Raw genomic sequence first — 18,545 nt, forward strand, 5'->3', positions numbered from 1 at the left:
TGGTGATTATTCCGGAAGCACCGGATTTGGGGGTTGGATTATTTGTCGAATAAATATATTGAAATCAAGGGCGCACGAGCGCATAACCTGAAAAATATTGATATCAGCATCCCGCGTGACCGTTTTGTCGTATTGACCGGACTGAGCGGATCGGGCAAGTCATCGCTGGCTTTTGATACCATTTATGCAGAAGGGCAGCGCCGTTATGTGGAATCCCTGTCCGCCTATGCACGTCAGTTCCTCGGACAGATGGATAAACCGGATGTGGACTCGATCGAAGGATTGTCTCCGGCGATCTCGATTGACCAGAAGACGACCAGCCGCAACCCGCGTTCCACGGTAGGTACAGTCACTGAGATCTATGACTATCTGCGTCTGCTGTTCGCGCGTGTAGGACATCCACATTGTCCGAACCATGGCGTCGAGATTACTTCCCAGACGGTAGAGCAGATGGTGGACCGGATTATGGAATATCCGGAGCGTACCCGTCTGCAGATCCTGGCACCGGTCGTATCCGGTCGCAAGGGTGAACATAAAAGTATTTTTTCGGAAATCTCCAAACAGGGCTTTGTGCGTGTACGTGTAAACGGAGAGCTGCGTGATCTGTCCGAAGATATCCAGCTGGAGAAAAATAAAAAGCATACGATTGAAGTCGTTGTTGACCGGATTGTCGTCAAGGAAGATGTCGCTGTACGTCTGGCCGATTCGATCGAAATGGCGCTCAAAATGTCCGGCGGCCAGCTGCTGGTGGACATTCTCGACCAGGAGGAACTGCGTTTCAGTTCTAACTTTGCCTGCCCGATCTGCGGGTTCAGTATTGAAGAACTGTCCCCACGTATGTTCTCGTTCAATAGTCCGTTCGGTGCGTGTACAGAATGTGACGGGCTCGGTATCCGCATGGTCGTTGACCAGGATCTGCTGCTGCCTGATCGCAGCAAAACGATTGAAGAAGGAGCTTTCCAGGCATGGAGCGGCGGATTATCCAACTATTATCCACAGTTCCTGAAATCGGTCTGCGAACATTATAAGATTCCGACGGATGTACCGGTATCCGAATTGACCGAGCAGCAGGTGAATCTGATTCTGAATGGCTCTGATGGACACAAGATTCGCTTCCGCTACGAAAGCGACTTTGGCCGTGTGAAGGAAGCACAGGTTGTGTTCGAAGGCATCATTCCCAACCTGGAGCGCCGTTACAAAGATACGTCCTCCGAGAGCATGCGCGAATATATCGAAGGCTTTATGAGTGCCAAGCCTTGTCCGGTATGTAAAGGCAAACGTCTCAAAAAGGAAATCCTCGCAGTAACGGTGGACAAGCAGAATATCGCTGACGTTACCGACATGCCGATCGGTGATGCCAAGGAATTTTTCGAGCATATTCATCTGAGTGAAAAGGAACAAAGCATCGCGCGTCTGATCCTCAAGGAGATCTGCAGCCGACTGGGCTTCCTCGTCAATGTCGGTCTGGAGTATCTGACCATGTCACGTGCAGCCGGTACTCTGTCCGGCGGTGAAGCACAGCGGATTCGTCTGGCCACCCAGATCGGTTCCAGCCTGACCGGGGTTCTCTATATTCTGGATGAGCCGAGTATCGGTCTGCATCAGCGGGATAATGACCGACTGATCAAGACGCTGGAGCATATGCGTAATCTGGGCAACACGCTGATCGTTGTCGAGCATGATGAGGATACGATGATGGCAGCCGACCATATTATCGATATCGGACCGGGTGCAGGGATTCATGGCGGTCAGGTAATCGCCCAGGGCACACCGGAAGAGATTATGAATGATCCCAACTCACTGACCGGACAGTACCTGAGCGGCCGCAAATTCGTTCCTGTACCGCTGGAGCGCCGCAAGCCGGATAACCGCTGGCTGGAGATTCGCGGAGCCAAGGAGAACAACCTCAAGAACATTAACGTCAAAATACCGATCGGTGTATTCACCGCAGTAACCGGCGTATCCGGTTCCGGTAAATCCACGCTGGTCAACGAGATTCTGTACAAAACGCTGGCGCGTGACCTGAATCGTGCGCGTGTGATTCCGGGACAGTACCGGGAAATACGCGGTCTGGAGCATGTCGAGAAAGTCATCGATATTGACCAGTCCCCGATCGGTCGTACGCCTCGCTCCAACCCGGCGACCTATACCGGTGTATTCGATGATATCCGCGATCTGTTCGCTCAGACGAATGAAGCCAAGGTACGCGGTTACAAGAAAGGCCGCTTTAGCTTCAACATCAAGGGCGGTCGCTGTGAAGCCTGCCGCGGCGACGGTATTATCAAGATTGAGATGCACTTCCTGCCTGATGTATACGTTCCGTGTGAAGTATGCAAAGGCCAACGCTATAACCGCGAGACGCTGGAAGTGAAATACAAAAATCGCAATATCGCGGATGTACTGAATATGACGGTGGAAGATGCGGTAGACTTTTTCCAGAACATTCCGCGTATTCAGCGCAAAATGCAGACCCTGCTGGACGTAGGTCTCGGTTATGTGAAGCTGGGCCAGCCGGCCACTACACTGTCCGGCGGTGAAGCACAGCGTGTGAAGCTGGCTTCCGAGCTGCATCGCCGCAGTACCGGCAAGACGATCTATATTCTGGATGAGCCGACAACCGGTCTGCATGTGGATGATATTGACCGTCTGCTGGTGGTGCTGCATCGCCTGGTCGATTCCGGTGAATCCGTACTGGTTATCGAACACAATCTGGACGTGATCAAAACGGCCGATTATCTGATCGATCTCGGACCGGAAGGCGGCAGCGGTGGCGGTACGATCCTCGCTTCCGGTACTCCGGAAGACATTACCAAGGTCAAGGAGTCCTATACCGGACACTACCTCAAACCTGTACTGGAACGGGATACGGCACGCAGCCGTGAACTGGAAAGCAGCCAGGTCTAACCCTTCACCTATGGCAGGCTGTTGAAAGAAAACAAGCATTTTTTCTATTCAACAGCCTGCTTATTTATACATAAAGATAGGCTTATAGGTAATTGTGCCTGAACAAGAGATTATGGTAATCTGAAATTAGACTCATTTTACTGGAATTACCAGTTTGATGGTGGACACGTAAGCAACTATAGAAAGGCTGGATGAATTTGAAAATAATTTCCACGAAAATACCTGCATTTGTACTACTGGCTTCGGTTCTCACCGTGTCTACCCCCTATGCGGCCATGGCGTCCGCAGCGGAGCTGTCTTCACATTATACATACCAGGCGCCCCAGCTGGGCGCTTCTTCAACCCATCCCGGATACAGCAAAATCATTGCCAAAGTATCACCGTCCGTCGTTGGCATCGTAGGTGTACCGACACCGGAAGCCATGGCCGAAGAGACCAGTAGCGATGACGACGGCTACGGTCAGGACAAGGAAGGAATCGCCTTTGGCTCGGGCGTCATCATTGCATCCAATGGCTGGATTGTGACTAATGCCCATGTTATCGACAGCATGCAGGAAGGCGCCAAAGTCATTACGTCCGAAGCGAACGGACAGAGCAAGACGTATCTGGTGAAGGAAGTCTACAGCGATACGGTGAGCGATCTGGCACTGATCAAGATTAATGCCACCGGACTAAAAGCTGCTTCATTCGTCTCCGGCAACCAGAAGCCCGAAGTGGGTGAGCAGGTGATCGCGATCGGTACACCGCTGTCTCTCTCGCTTCGCAATTCGGCGACATCCGGCATTATCAGCGGGGTGAACCGCGCGGTGGATGCTTCGTACAGCCTGCTCCAGACCGATGCAGCGATTAACCCCGGCAACAGCGGCGGTCCGCTGGTTAATATGGATGGCAAGGTCATCGGCATCAATACGATGAAATATGAAGCGCTCGGTGTAGACAATTTGGGCTTTACCATTCCGGCCGATACAGTGGAATATATTATTGACCAGTTGTATACCTATGGCGAAGTCAGACGCGCTTCGATTGGTGTACAGCTGCAGGAGAGCGAAGATGCACTGATCGGCATGCCGACCAATGATGCGATGAAAGTCACCGAAGTCACCTCCGCCTCTGCCAAAAAAGCAGGCATCAAAGAAGGCGATGTACTCTACAGCATCAACGGCAAAAGAGTGCATACGACCGTCGAACTCAATGAGCTGCTCAAAGCCTATACTCCCGGTCAAACTGTCAAATTAATGATGCAATCCGGAGGAGATATTGTAAGCCGTACGCTGAAGCTGGTCCAGGCGCAACCTGAAGATCTGCTCGACAGCAGCCAGGCAGACGAAGAAACGTCTCCTGAACAGTAATATGCGATCCGCCGGATAGGCCATCTACTTTGACTATAGAAATGAGGAAACGGAATGAACAAATGGGTGCGTATTGCCGCCACCGGCCTGCTGGCCTCCATTATTACCATCACTACGGCATATGCCGGAGTACATACAGCGGCTGCTGCTGAACTGCTGGAACTCAAAATCAAAAAGGACAGCACAGCCGCAACCATCAATGGTGAAAAAGAGACGATCATCAAACCTTATGAAGATGGCGGTACCACTATGGTGCAGCTTGGGTTGTTTTCCCGTGCATTCCATGCCGATGTACAGCTTCATGAAAACAATACCGTCCAGCTTACCTCGGGCAAGCATATTATTTCCATGAAAATCGGCAGTAAAGCCGCGACCATTAATGGCAAAAAAGTAACGCTGGATGCCGCTCCGGTGATGAAATCCAATACGCTGATGGTTCCTCTGCGTTCACTCGTTCAGGGCATTGGCGGTAAAATGAAAGTCGTATCCGGCCAGATTATCATTACGCTGCCGGCATCGGCGGCACAGACGGGCGAGAGTGGCAGCGCAAACGAACATGCAGATAAAAATCTGGTAGGCAGCAGCCAGTATCAATGGACGATCAACTATCCGGAAGATCTGGTTTATATGGGAGGTTCGAGCAGCAGCACAGCCAACTTTATGAATCGGGAAAGTACGTATCTGCTGCAGGTATCGGTAGAATCGGATACGGTCAATTCTTCGGTCTATGGTCATTCCGATGCTGAAGATCTGCTGGATTACCTGGTTGGTTATAACGAGGAATTGGGAGAAACGGTGCTGGATCAGCAGGTCATGAGCAGTCCAGCCGGAGATTATGCCAGAGTAATCAGCCGTTCCGAAGAAGGTTATCTTTCCGAGAACAGACTGTATTCCGGCAATGGCAATCTATATTACGTAATGTATGCCGATTCCGAAGCTTACAGCTACAAGGACTTCGATGGAGCAGCCGATCTGCTGGATTCATTCCGTATGTCATTCGACAATGGCAATAAAACGGTAGAGGACATCACATCGACCGAGTCCGGTGAAGAGCCGGTAGTAAGCGATAATATGCTGGCCAATGAAGAGTACGGCATCTCGGCATCCCTGCCATCCAATTGGTCGGTTAGCAGTGATACACTGGAAGCGGGAACAGCGGACGGTAGTTATACCGGAATCTATGCCTACAGTGCTCCGGCAGGTGCGACTGTCCAGGATTGGGCCAAGCAGATCCAGACCTGGTTCAGCGACAACTTTACACCGGATCATTATCGCCATGTGAGCACGACCGAGCGCCAGATCGGCGAGCAGACGGCAGTAGTCAATCAGGTACAGTATACGTATGACGGAGATATTTGGTATACCGAATACCAGATTTTGTTCCAGCGTGACGATTACCGTTATTATATGGAATATGGCGGAATGTCCGATTCGCCGACATTGACTTCCGATCTGGAAGCCATTCTGCCGACCGTTTCCCTGGACTTTGACACGTTGCAAGACAATTTCGGCAAGCTGCCGGTCGATTACTATTCCGAAGACCGCAGCAAAACAGTCACCCGCGCATCCAAAACATACGGCTACAGTCTGCAGGTACCGCGTTACTGGATAAGCGTCGGCAACGACTATGAGTCTTCACCCATAGCCTTCCAGCACAGCGGCGGCACTTTCCGCATCACTATCGCCAACGCCAGCTCCCTGGATAAGGCAGTAGAGAAGTGGAAAGCAACCTTCCAGGGCACAGGAGTGAATGCAGGCGGCCAGCTGTCCGAAGGCACCGCAACCACATTTGCCGGAGAACCTGCGTATACCTTTACAGCAGCCTACCCGGATGCTTCCACACCATACCAGGCCAGCTACACCATCTTTAACAAAGGCAAACGTACCTACATCCTGTCCAGCGAACTGAATACAGCGAACAATACCCCTTTCCACCAATCAGAAATCGCCAAAGTACTCAGTTCTTTTCAATGGCTGACCAAATAAGCCGAATCGACTGAACACTAATATTAATGTTCATCGTACCTGATTCAGCTAATACCTGAACTGCCGCCTTATCGAAATTGCCTCTGTCCTGCTGACAGAGTGCAAACCGATAAAGCGGCAGTTTTTGTTTTTCAAACTTACTTTCCTCCATTTCAATAATTTTCATACAAATTTAAATGATACTGTAGATACACCGTCTCATGTCTGTTACACTGAATTAGAATCATTTTAAATCAGAGGTGCCACGCTTCAGCGAGCAGTAACGCTGTCACCCTGCACCAGCGTATGTTGCATACCAATAATCAGGATGAGCTCTCATCCGCGAATAGAGCATTGCCTGGGCATCAGGCAATCCGGGAGGATAACAATCTACATGAATACAGCATTACGAAGAGAAGACGTGGAGCTTCTGGCGCCGGCAGGCGACTGGGACTGCATGCGGGCGGCGGTAGCTAATGGAGCAGACGCAGTCTTTTTTGGCGTGGAGAAATTTAACGCGCGTGCGCGGGCGAATAATTTCCGTATGGATGAATTGCCGGAGATCATGGCGTTTTTGCACAGCTATGGGGTCAAAGGCTTTTTGACGTTTAATATACTCGTATTTGAGAACGAACTGGAAGATGCCAAGGAACTGATCGACGCCTGCGTGGATGCAGGTGTGGATGCGGTTATCGTACAGGATCTGGGTCTGGTCAAAATGATCCGCGAGATCTCGCCGGACTTCCCGATTCACGGTTCGACCCAGATGACGATCACTTCCCCGGAAGCAGTGGAATTCACCAAGCCATTTAATATGGAACGGGTCGTCTTAGGCCGGGAGAACAATCTCAAGCAAATTCAGAAAATCGGCGAACAGGCACGTCTGCCAATGGAAGTATTCGTACACGGCGCTTTGTGTGTATCCTACTCCGGACAATGCCTGACTTCGGAAATGTGGGGCGGACGCTCCGCGAACCGTGGTGAATGTGCACAGGCCTGCCGTCTGCCGTACGATCTCATTGTTGACGGCGAGCAGAAGATTATGGGCGATGTGACGTACCTGCTGTCGCCAAAAGATCTGGCAGCGATCGACATCATGCCGGAACTGATCGAAGCGGGCGTTACCTCTTTCAAAATCGAAGGTCGTCTGAAAAGCCCGACCTATGTCGCGAATGTGGTCAGCAAATACCGCAAAGCGATTGACCGCTACTTTGAAGGAGACAGCACACCGATCAGCCGCGAAGATATTCGCGAACTGGAACAGAGTTTCTCACGCGGATTTACCCATGGGTTCCTCGATGGTACCAACAACAAGAAACTGGTCGACGGTACTTTCCCGAAAAGCCGCGGCGTATACCTCGGTCGTGTCGAGAAAATTCTGCGTGATGGCGTTGTCTGCCGTCTGGAAGCGCCGGTCAAGCGCGGCGATGGTATCGTGTTCGATGCCGGCGATCCAACGCAAAAAGAAGAAGGCGGACGTATCTACGATCTGCGTCGTCAGGGCGTCAAGCTCGAAGGCGAAGCCGGAGAGAGCTGGATTGTGGATATCGTACCAGGCCGCAGTGACGTGAATCTCAAAAAAGTGCATGTTGGGGATAAGATCTGGAAAACCAACGATCCTGCACTGGATAAGCGAATGAGACAGACGTATGAGACCGACAAGCCGTACCGCGTATTCCCGGTACATGTCAAAGCGATCGGTCATGCCGGTCAACCGCTGGTAACCTACTGGACCGATGTGCAAAAAGGCGTAACCGTGCGTATTGATTCCGAGATGGAATTGGAGATTGCAGCCAAGCGTCCAATGACTGCTGAACTGCTGGAAGAACAGTTCGGACGTCTGGGCGGTACCATTTTCCAACTGGATGAACTGGAAGTGCAGCTGCACGGCGATATTATTATCCCGATGCGTGAACTGAATGCGATCCGCCGTCAGGCGGTAGAACAGCTGGAAGGCGAACGTCCAAAGCCTCCGGTATATATCAAGCGTGATATTGCAACCTATGCAGATATCGCTCCTGCGACAGCTCCGGTTCAGGGTACGGAAGCGATGCTGACTGCGCTGTGCCGTACGCTGGAGCAGGTGGAAGCTGTCGTGAAGACCGATGTAGAAATGATCTACGCGGACTTTGAATTTATCAAGCAGTTCCCGGCAGCAGTCGCTGCTGTACGTGCTGCAGGCAAAAAGATTGCGCTGGCTACGCCGCGTATCCATATGCCGGGTGAAAATGGCTATCATGTCAACATTCTGCGTCTTCAGCCGGATGCTGTACTGGTGCGCAATACCGGTGCACTGTACTACTATCTGGCTCGCCGCCAGAGTCATCCACAGGACAACCATCCACAGCTGATTGGGGATTTCTCGCTGAATATCGCCAATCACAAAGCGGTAAGCCTGTTCCTGGAAGCTGGCGTGGATATGGTTACTCCATCGTATGACCTGAATATCCAGCAGATGGTAGATCTGCTCGGACGCAGCCAGACGTCCCAGATGGAAGTGGTTATCCATCAGCATCTGCCAATGTTCCATACCGAGCACTGTGTGTACTGTACTTTCCTGAGCGAAGGTACCGACTTTACCAACTGTGGTCGGCCATGTGAAGACAGCCGCGTATCCCTGCAGGACCGGATCGGTATGTCTCATCCCGTACGTGTTGACGAAGGCTGCCGTAATACGGTATACAATGCGATCGAGCAGTCCGGTGCAGAATACCTCAAAGATTTCCTGGAGCTGGGTGTACCTAGCTACCGTGTGGAATTCCTGGAAGAGACGCCGGAGCAGGTACTGGAAGTTATCGAACTGTACAGCAAAGCGCTGCGCGGCGAGATCAGCGGTACCCAGGTATGGCGCAGTCTGAAAGCAACCAACCAGCTGGGCGTAACGCGCGGTCAACTGGTGAAATAAGCTAGTCGTAATCTAGGAGTGATCCGGATACAGCCTGTGTATAACACGAGCAGCTCAGCGGAGAAGTTATCCGCAAATCATCCACAATAAATGCAAAAGGGTGTCCTTCGGGGCATCCTTTTTTCACAGGTTATCCACATATGTAATATAGCTACCAAGAAGAGAGCAATCGGATGGGTAAAAAACAGGTAAATTGGGTAAGATATCAGAGTGAGATTGACGAGTTGCCGGCTTACATAGCACTGCTACCAACCAACAAGCGTGCAGGCGGTTAAGCGGCTGTACATTACTTACCTGAATAGGATATGGAGGAATACAAGATGAAAATACGTAAAGCGATTATTCCCGCTGCAGGACTCGGAACCCGTTTCCTGCCAGCCACCAAAGCGATGCCAAAAGAAATGCTGCCGATCGTGGACAAGCCAACGATCCAGTACATTATCGAAGAAGCGGTCGCTTCCGGTATTGAAGATATTATCATCGTTACCGGTAAAGGCAAACGCGCGATTGAGGATCATTTTGACTACTCGTTCGAGCTGGAACAGAATCTGGAAGAAAAAGAAAAGTGGAAGCTGCTGGACGCCGTTCGTGAACCGTCCGAGATGGCGGATATCCACTATATTCGCCAGAAAGAACCAAAAGGACTCGGTCATGCCATCTGGTGTGCCCGCAAGTTTATTGGTGACGAGCCATTTGCGGTACTGCTCGGTGATGATATCGTCGAATCCGATGTCCCTTGCCTGAAGCAGATGATGGACGTGTACGAGAAGCATGAGTCCTCTGTAGTAGGGGTCAAAGAAGTACCTTGGGAGCATGTATCCCGCTACGGTCTGGTAGCAGGTGATCAGATGCCTGGTGACGATTCCGGCCGACTGTACAAAGCAACCGGTCTGGTCGAGAAACCAAAACGCGAAGATGCACCTTCCAATCTGGCGATCATGGGTCGCTACATCCTGACACCGGAGATCTTCGATATTCTGGGCAACCAGGATGCGGGAGCCGGTGGCGAGATCCAACTGACCGATGCCATTTCCAAACTCGGCCAGCAGCAGGATATCCTGGCATACCAGTTCGAAGGACTGCGTCATGACGTAGGGGAGAAGAGCGGATTTATTGAGACAACGATCCATTATGCACTCAAGCATCCGGAGCTGCGTGACTCTACGGTTGAATACCTGCGCAAAGTAATGGCTGAAGTGGATAAATAAATCCAGAATAGAATACAGCCTGGTCGGGCCGTAATGATAAAAGACACACCGTTTTCTGCTTTATGTAGTGAACGGTGTGTCTTTTTTGTTATTACGATCAGATAGGCAAGCAGCGTAACGCTGAATAAAGCTGTACTGCTGCCTGAAAAAGCCATGTTCAGGAAAACAGTGATCCTGGCCGTCCGTGCTATGTGCGTTATACCATTATAGGTCGCTGGTTAGTCCGTTAGGTACAAATTCCCGGATAGTTATAGTATAGTTTATTCTAAAAGTAGTGCTTGCTAAATAGCCAAAGGAGATATATTGATGAAAATACGTAAAGCGATTATTCCCGCAGCCGGACTCGGAACCCGTTTCCTGCCAGCCACCAAAGCGATGCCGAAAGAAATGCTGCCGATCGTGGATAAGCCAACGATCCAGTACATTATTGAAGAAGCCGTAGCATCGGGCATCGAGGATATTATCATCGTTACCGGTAAAGGCAAGCGTGCGATTGAAGACCATTTTGACTATTCGATTGAACTGGAGCAGAACCTCGAAGAAAAAGAAAAGTGGAAGCTGCTGGATGCGGTTCGCGAATCCTCCGAGATGGCAGATATCCACTATATCCGTCAAAAGGAACCAAAAGGACTCGGTCATGCCATCTGGTGTGCGCGCAAGTTTATCGGCAATGAACCATTCGCCGTACTGCTCGGTGATGATATTGTCGAGTCGGATGTCCCTTGTCTGAAGCAGATGATGGACGTCTACGAACAGCATGAATCATCGGTTGTAGGGATCAAGGAGGTACCCTGGGAGCATGTATCTCGCTATGGTCTGGTTGCAGGCGACCAGATGTCTGGTGACGATTCCGGCCGACTGTACAAAGCAACCGGTCTAGTCGAGAAGCCTAAACGCGAAGACGCACCGTCCAACCTGGCGATCATGGGCCGCTACATCTTGACGCCGGAGATCTTCGATATTCTGGGGAATCAGGATATTGGCGCCGGCGGCGAGATCCAATTGACTGATGCGATCTCCAAACTCGGCCAGCAGCAGGATATTCTGGCATACCAGTTCGAGGGGCTGCGTCATGATGTAGGGGAGAAAAGCGGATTTATCCAAACAACCATCCATTACGCATTGAAGCATCCTGAGCTGCGCGAAGAAACGATTCAATATTTGCGCAAAGTACTGACAGAGATCGATTATCCAACCGCATAAGTAGTACACTATTCACACAAAAATGTTCGTTCAAAACTGGATAGACTAGGGATCGGCTATAATGTATAACGGTATGAATGAACGATGTGTACTGCAAATGCATATCAATATCCTATAAAACAAACAGCAAAAAAAGAGGCTTCTCCATCATAGGAGAAGCCTCTTTCTCATTTCTCATGATCTCGACTGCATCAAACGGTACCTACATCAGTAAGTCGTTTTGGCCAGCTGATCAATCTGTTCTTTTTCCTTGGCATCGATTGCGATCAGTTTGTCATAGATCGCCTGATCGTTCTGACCTTCTTTTTTCAGAGCAGCCAGATAATAACGTGCGACCTGTCTGTTGGTCTCGTCATTCAGATCATCCTTCAGTCCGCGCTTCAGCGTTGCTGCCGCATCGGCATTTTTGCCCTGCATCAGCTGAATCTGACCGATACTCAGTGCAATCTTCGGAGTAACGTCAAATTCACGACCTTGCAGCTGCCCTTCTGGCAATGTCGTCAGATACTGCATGCCATCGAGTACTTCCTGGTACGCTTGAAGTCCAGCCTGGAAGTATTTCTGTTCGGCAGCCTTATCTTTTTTCTCATAAGCCTGGTTACCGAGAATATACGCCTGGGAAATGACACCTTCATACCAGGAAATATCCCATTTGTATTTCGGAATATTATCAACCATTACATTAAACGCCTGATCGGTATCTCCGTGTACCTGGTAGAGAGTAACCATCTGTTTGAGGATATCCTTGTTGAATGGCTCCTTTTCGTGAGCTTTGGTCAACAGAGCCATATCCTCATTGTAGAACTGCTCATCCTTGGTCTGCTGGTAGCCCTGTACGAGCAGGGAACTCAGGAAGACAACGCCATCCGGGAATGTGCTGCGGATCGACAAGGCGTCATCCAGAGGCTTACGCAGTCCTTCATACGTGGCATTTGGCGTATTTGCCATCGCCGATACTTCCATTACATCACCCGAGGCTTGCTTGAAGCGCAGAGAGGTGAAGACGACCGCAATAACGGCTATACCCATCAGTGATACGTAAATGCCGCGGATGGTACCTGCACCCAGCTGAAGTCGTTTGAGCGGCTGTGCATCCATCGCAGCAGCCATTCCGCCGAGACCGAGGAATACGAGAATGCTCATGTACACATAACTCAAGTTAAAGTCGAGCAGACTGTGCATCAGAATCGAGACAACAAGTATAAAGTAAAGGAAATGCGAGTCTTTTTTCTCGCGATCCGATTTGATATAACCGCGAATATATTTGTAGAAAATAAAACCGACAAACAAGATGAAAATAATAAATCCGATTACCCCGACTTCGACCAGATACTGAACGAAGAAGTTATGCGCCTGACGGCTGACATATGGGTTATTCTGGTACGCTTCAAAAGCCGCACCCCATGCACCGCCGCCACCGCCGAAGAACGGGTAGTCGCGCAGCAGTTTCATTGCATCACGATAAAAAGTAAAACGTTCCAGTACACTACTTTGCTGGAAGTTGATGTTCTCAAAACGGACACGGATATTGGCCGGCAGCAGATTGCGCAGGTTGGTGGCAATCAGCAGTACCAGAATCACGCCTCCGACAACAGCAGCACCGATCGGCAGCCAGATGCTGGAGAAGCGCTTCGCTGTCCAGCCTTCTACGCCATGTTCCAGCTTCGGAGCGAGGAACCGTCCGATCACTACTGCAATCAGTCCAACGATCAGCGATGTGATCAGCAGATACGCCCAGCCCTTGGCTGCAACGCTGCCGTCATACTTGGCGATGACCTGCAGACCGATATTCGTTACCGGATTCAGGATCACGGCCGAAGCAATACCGGCGATCACAATGTAAATGACCCAGAGAATCTGCTGTGCCGGACGCAGCATCAGCAGCAGTACGAGCAGCACGAATGGCAGAACGACCAGACCACCGCGTGACAGCGTCAGAATCAGCGACAGGATGACCGGCACGAGCATAAAGCCGTGGATAAAGTGGTCATACGATTTTTTCAGACGGCTTACATTAAATAGTCCTGCGAACAGGATCGCCATCAGGAAGGCTGCATATGTATTCGCGTACTGGAATACGGAAGTCAGACGCCAGCCGTTGGAATCCTGCATGATCGCGTCGACATATACGCCGTTGTTGACCGCAACCGAGAACCAGGATACCAGATGTCCGCCCAGAATCCCCTGGCCGAACCAGTTGAGGAATCCAAACATGATGATCAGGTAAGCGGAGCCCATGATCGTAATCTGAATAATTTTGTTGGACAATCGGTCACGCAGCATGTACACACCAATCACGAAAATAAATGCGTACATCCATTGTATTAGCACCATATTTACGGCATAATGCCAAGAGGCGGCCGAAAACATGGAGATCATATACGAGATCGGCAGCAGAATAATAAGCAGTGCCGCCAGATCACGCTGATCGTCCAGCTTGATTTTTTTGTGGAATTGAATCAATCCCAGAATCAGCAGGATACCCGACATCATCACTGCCCAGAAGATCGGTTTCTCAAAACTTACGCCAAGACCATTGAACAATGCAATTTGAAATGGGGTCCATAACAGGAACAAAATGAGACAGATGTTAACGACCCAGAACATGCCATTACGTTTGTCGTCCTCAGTGGACGCTTTAAACTGTTTGCCGTATACTGGATTAGCCAATGTTTTAAACTCCTTTACATAAGAGGTACTAAGACATTTTAGCATAATGGGGCCTGTGTTCACCACTAGGCTATTTATTGTCACGCTTATTATTCTTAATTCAATAAATTGTAAGATCATCTTGAATTTATAAAATGACTGAAAATGTAATTTATTATTTAGATGAAGTAAGGGGAGTATTAATGAAAAAGTCATTTGCAAAAAAAACAGCTTCAATCCTAATAGCTTTAGTGCTATTAGTGTCATTTTTTTTGATAATCAGAGCTTATTATCAAACTACGGCTACCACTACACTTATTTTTCAATACAAATCCAATGTAAATGCAGAAGTTCAGCTATTTTTTACTAACCAAAAAAATGGTAAGTGGAATGAGAATCAATCTGTCACAAAAAGTTATACAAAACCTACAGAATGGAAAAAGATACAGTTTGATATTCCATCAAATATAAGTAAAGTAAGATTAGATACGGGCAATCAACCGGCGGAAATAGATATCAAGGATATAAAATTATCAAAAAACCATACTGTAAATATGAATATTTTAGATTTAGATTTAGCTGTTCAACAGGTTAAAATTATAAATAAAGAACAGAATTTTATAAGTCTAAAATCATTGGGAGAAGATCCTTATATAGGCTTTGATATTGGCAATCTTCATGCAGGAATTTCACAAGAAAACTATATGTATTCTTCCCTTTTCCTTCTTTTGAGCTTGGTAGCTGCGGTCCTTTGCACATGGGCTATTAGAAATGTCAAGGAAGTAGCAAGATACATTAAATATACGATTCAAGGACGCAAATTAATATTTAATTTAGCCAAAAATGATTTTAAAACTAAGTATGCAGCTTCGTATTTAGGGATAATTTGGGGATTTATACAACCATTAATTACGATTGCTACGTATTGGTTTGTTTTTCAGGTTGGTCTAAGAAGCGGAGATATATCGAGTGTGCCTTTTATTTTATGGTTTATAGCTGGTATCATCCCATGGTTTTTCTTTTCGGAAGCACTGCTTGGAGGAACAAATGTTTTTATGGAATACAGTTATCTAGTGAAAAAAGTTGTCTTTAAGATAGAACTATTGCCTGTTGTGAAAATTGTTTCGTCATTGTTTGTGCATTTATTTTTTATAGCATTTATCTTTATTATGTATAGTTCTTATGGTCTTTATCCAAAGCTTTTTGATTTACAACTAGTATATTATTTGATTTGTTCAATTGTACTGGCATTTTCTATATCAATTTTAACGTCAGCCATTATATTGTTTTTCAAAGATCTCAACCAGATTATTGGAATTATATTACAGGTCGGCTTTTGGTTTACACCTATTGGCTGGACAGTTACTATGTTGAATAATTTTTGGGCATTTGTCTTTAAGCTTAATCCAATGTATTACATTGTACAAGGTTACAGGGACACGCTAATCGAACATACCATGTTTTGGGAGAGACCTTATCAAACTCTTTATTTTTGGATATTCTGCAGTATCATTCTTGTGTTGGGAATTAAAGTTTTTAAAAAATTAAAGCCACATTTTTCTGATGTGCTTTAGGAGTGGAAAACATGGAGCCTATTATTGAAGTAAGAAATGTAATCAAAACATATAAATTGTATGATAAGCCCATTGATCGTTTAAAAGAATCGCTCAGTCTTTCCAATAAAAAGTATCATCAGACATTTAATGCTTTAGATGGCTTGAATCTGAATATTTTCCCCGGAGAAGCTGTAGGTTTTCTGGGAAGAAACGGCTCTGGAAAGTCAACTTTACTTAAGTTGATTACAGGTATTCTAACTCCTACACATGGAGAGATTATTACAAATGGCAGAATTTCCGCAATTTTGGAACTGGGTGCAGGTTTTAATCCGGAGTATACAGGTCGTGAAAATATTTATTTAAACGGTCTTATGCTAGGTATTAGTCGTGAAGAAATGAATCTTAAGATCGAAAGCATTATAGAATTTGCCGACATAGGTTCTTTTATAGAACAACCTGTTAAGCTTTATTCAAGTGGTATGTTTGCTCGTCTGGCATTTGCTGTTTCGATTAATGTAGATCCAGATATTCTTATTGTAGATGAAGCGTTGGCAGTAGGAGATAGTCGTTTTCAAACGAAGTGTATAGAAAAAATGAAGGAATTGAAGCAAAAAGGAGTCACTATTCTTTTTGTATCACATGCTACAGAGCAAGTTAAACGATTCTGTAACAAAGCTGTATGGATCAAAGAAGGTAAAATTGAAGCTGTTGGAGAATCAAGTGAGGTTGTAGATATTTATGAAAGTTATATGAAAACTGATTCGGCAAATGCAGCTCCAGACGTAGGACAGAATAAAGTCGCTGTTGATGAGCAACTGGAAGAAATAGAGACGCCAACGGTTTCCAAGGTATCGTCAGAGTATATGGCTTACATTTCTAAAGTTAAAGTAAACAAAAAGGATGTTAAAACGTTTGATGAGGTCATTGTTGAAATAGAATACGAAGTATATGAATCCAATGTGAAAGACTTACTCCTTGGAGTTGCTTTGTATACGCCTAATAGAGAATACATTTTTGGTCCTAATACTTTTCTTGAAAAAATTGATATACCACAAACTCTCGGTAAGCATACAGTTAGATATATTGTTTCACAAATCCCTCTACTTGGTGGCACATACTGCATAGATATAGGGCTATTTAATAATGAAGGACTGGTATGTTTACACTATAAAGAGAATGCCGAAAGTATTTCTATAACGAATAAATATATTTCTGAGGGTCTTGTATATATGAATCATAGATGGGAAGTGGTACAGTGATCCATGTTATTTTTGATCAATATCAACGTTATAACAATGTCACTACAATTATAAACCGTTTTAGAACTGAGAATAAATGTTTTCGTATACTTGAAGTTGGTGCGAACGAACATAGAAATCTGGAGAAATTCCTTCCAAACGATCAAATCACATACCTGGACATTGAACTGCCTGAACATCTTATCAATGACCCGCAGTATTTACTAGGTGATGCAACAGCAATGGAGTTTGAAGATGATCAATATGATATTGTAGTAGCTTTGGATGTTTTTGAGCATATTCCTGAAGAAAAAAGAAATAAATTTATTGATGAACTTCAGCGGGTAAGTAAAGAGTTTTTTGTCATTACTGCTCCATTTGATTCCCCTAAGGTAGTACATTCTGAAATAGTAGCAAATTCTATTTATAAAGGAATATTTGGTGAGGACTTTATATGGCTTAAAGAGCATAGGGATAATGGGTTACCCAAATTAGAGGCTTTGAAAAGCTATTTGGAACAAAAGCAGAGTATATCTTATAAGATTATTGGACATGGGGATATTAATATATGGGAAAGAATGATGAAAGTTCATTTTTTTGCAGCATATAACTCAAAACTTAATTTTTTTAGAGATGAAATCGACAAATTTTATAACTCTAAAATTTTTGAGTGGGATTATCCAGAGGACTCATACAGAAAAATTGTGGTAGTTTCCAAACGTTCTGATGTTGATATATTAAATGATATTTTTGTAGAAAAATCTATTCCATCAAAATATAATGAAGAATTAAAAATGATGGAAAGAGATTTTTATAATCTTGTTTCATTATTAAATAAAGATACCACTGAGCAAAAACCAGCTTATGCAGATGAACTGAAAATATATATTAATACAGGTGAAGGATATAGTGAGGGAGATACTATAGTATATGAGTTGAATGAACGTGTTAATTTTCATTCTCATGATATAGCACTTTCAAATTATGAGTCGATTCACTCGATTCGAATAGATCCCTCAAATTATTCGGGCATCTATAAAATTAATAATATTAAATTGGTGAATGAGGATGGAAAAGCGCTTAGTTACTCAGTTAATGGGAATTTTGATTTCAGTTTAAACGAGGTTTATGTATATGAAAATGATGATCCATATATTACATTAGATCTTGAACAGCCAGTTAACATTTTAAGAATTTCATTAGATCTCTATTTATTTTCTAAGAATTATGACACCGTAGTCAAAGAATTCAAAAAAATATTCCAAGCAAAAAAAGATAAACGTGAGGGGATAAAGAGTGGGCTAGAACTACTTCAAAACAATTATGATAAGCTTTTGCTATTGCAAAAAGAAGAAGCGGATAAATATAAACAGGATATACTAAAATATGAACAAAAATTTAAGCAATGCAGCCAAGAATTGGCTGATTATAAAAATTACATGAACGAGCATATAGAACAGGGCAGGAATGAAAAAATGGAATTGATTAAAGAATTGAATAGTGTATACAATTCGAAGACGTGGAAAATGATAATTATATTCAAAAAACTAATAGGAAAAAGATAAAAT

Annotated in this window: 10 protein-coding genes; 9 read left to right on the plus strand and 1 reads right to left on the minus strand. The window is 46.0% G+C overall.

Features of this window, described 5'->3' with window-relative positions; genetic code table 11:
- The first annotated feature begins 42 nt into the window (after positions 1-42).
- The 6 genes from uvrA (at position 43) to galU (WH45_RS21350) (ending at position 11,534) form a co-directional block, all read left to right on the plus strand.
- Complete coding sequence (gene uvrA, locus WH45_RS21320) at positions 43-2,904, plus strand: excinuclease ABC subunit UvrA (protein WP_046216442.1); 2,862 nt, start codon at positions 43-45, stop codon at positions 2,902-2,904.
- A gap of 191 nt (positions 2,905-3,095) precedes the next feature.
- Complete coding sequence (locus tag WH45_RS21325) at positions 3,096-4,253, plus strand: S1C family serine protease (RefSeq protein ID WP_235338445.1); 1,158 nt, start codon at positions 3,096-3,098, stop codon at positions 4,251-4,253.
- Positions 4,254-4,307: 54 nt separating this feature from the next.
- Positions 4,308-6,239, plus strand: coding sequence for a copper amine oxidase N-terminal domain-containing protein (locus tag WH45_RS21330; RefSeq protein WP_046216443.1), 1,932 nt, complete (start codon positions 4,308-4,310; stop codon positions 6,237-6,239).
- Between the two features lie 373 nt (positions 6,240-6,612).
- Positions 6,613-9,123 (plus strand): U32 family peptidase, encoded by a 2,511-nt coding sequence (locus WH45_RS21340; RefSeq protein WP_046216445.1) that lies wholly within the window; start codon positions 6,613-6,615, stop codon positions 9,121-9,123.
- 320 nt (positions 9,124-9,443) lie between these two features.
- Positions 9,444-10,331 carry a UTP--glucose-1-phosphate uridylyltransferase GalU gene (gene galU / locus WH45_RS21345; RefSeq protein ID WP_046216446.1) on the plus strand — a complete coding sequence of 296 codons (888 nt, stop codon included), beginning with the start codon at positions 9,444-9,446 and terminating at the stop codon, positions 10,329-10,331.
- 306 nt (positions 10,332-10,637) lie between these two features.
- Positions 10,638-11,534 (plus strand): UTP--glucose-1-phosphate uridylyltransferase GalU, encoded by an 897-nt coding sequence (gene galU / locus WH45_RS21350; RefSeq protein ID WP_046216447.1) that lies wholly within the window; start codon positions 10,638-10,640, stop codon positions 11,532-11,534.
- A 207-nt stretch (positions 11,535-11,741) separates the two neighbouring features.
- Here the strand turns inward: galU (WH45_RS21350) and WH45_RS21355 are convergent, their stop codons facing one another.
- Entirely contained in the window at positions 11,742-14,204 is a 2,463-nt protein-coding gene (locus WH45_RS21355; protein WP_046216448.1) for an O-antigen ligase family protein, read from the minus strand.
- Positions 14,205-14,386: 182 nt separating this feature from the next.
- Here WH45_RS21355 and WH45_RS24000 point away from each other — a divergent pair, with 182 nt between their 5' ends.
- Genes WH45_RS24000 through WH45_RS23020 form a run of 3 tightly spaced genes read left to right on the plus strand, consistent with a single transcriptional unit; the run spans position 14,387 to position 18,542 of the window.
- Entirely contained in the window at positions 14,387-15,757 is a 1,371-nt protein-coding gene (locus WH45_RS24000; RefSeq protein WP_046216449.1) for an ABC transporter permease, read from the plus strand.
- 11 nt (positions 15,758-15,768) lie between these two features.
- Complete coding sequence (locus tag WH45_RS21365; protein WP_046216450.1) at positions 15,769-16,998, plus strand: ABC transporter ATP-binding protein; 1,230 nt, start codon at positions 15,769-15,771, stop codon at positions 16,996-16,998.
- Positions 16,995-18,542, plus strand: a complete 1,548-nt coding sequence (locus tag WH45_RS23020) for a class I SAM-dependent methyltransferase (RefSeq protein WP_052723902.1) — start codon at positions 16,995-16,997, stop codon at positions 18,540-18,542. The genes WH45_RS21365 and WH45_RS23020 overlap by 4 nt, the downstream gene beginning before the upstream one ends.
- Positions 18,543-18,545 lie beyond the last annotated feature (3 nt).

The organism is Paenibacillus wulumuqiensis (assembly GCF_000971965.1).
GTDB classification, from domain to species: domain Bacteria; phylum Bacillota; class Bacilli; order Paenibacillales; family Paenibacillaceae; genus Saccharibacillus; species Saccharibacillus wulumuqiensis.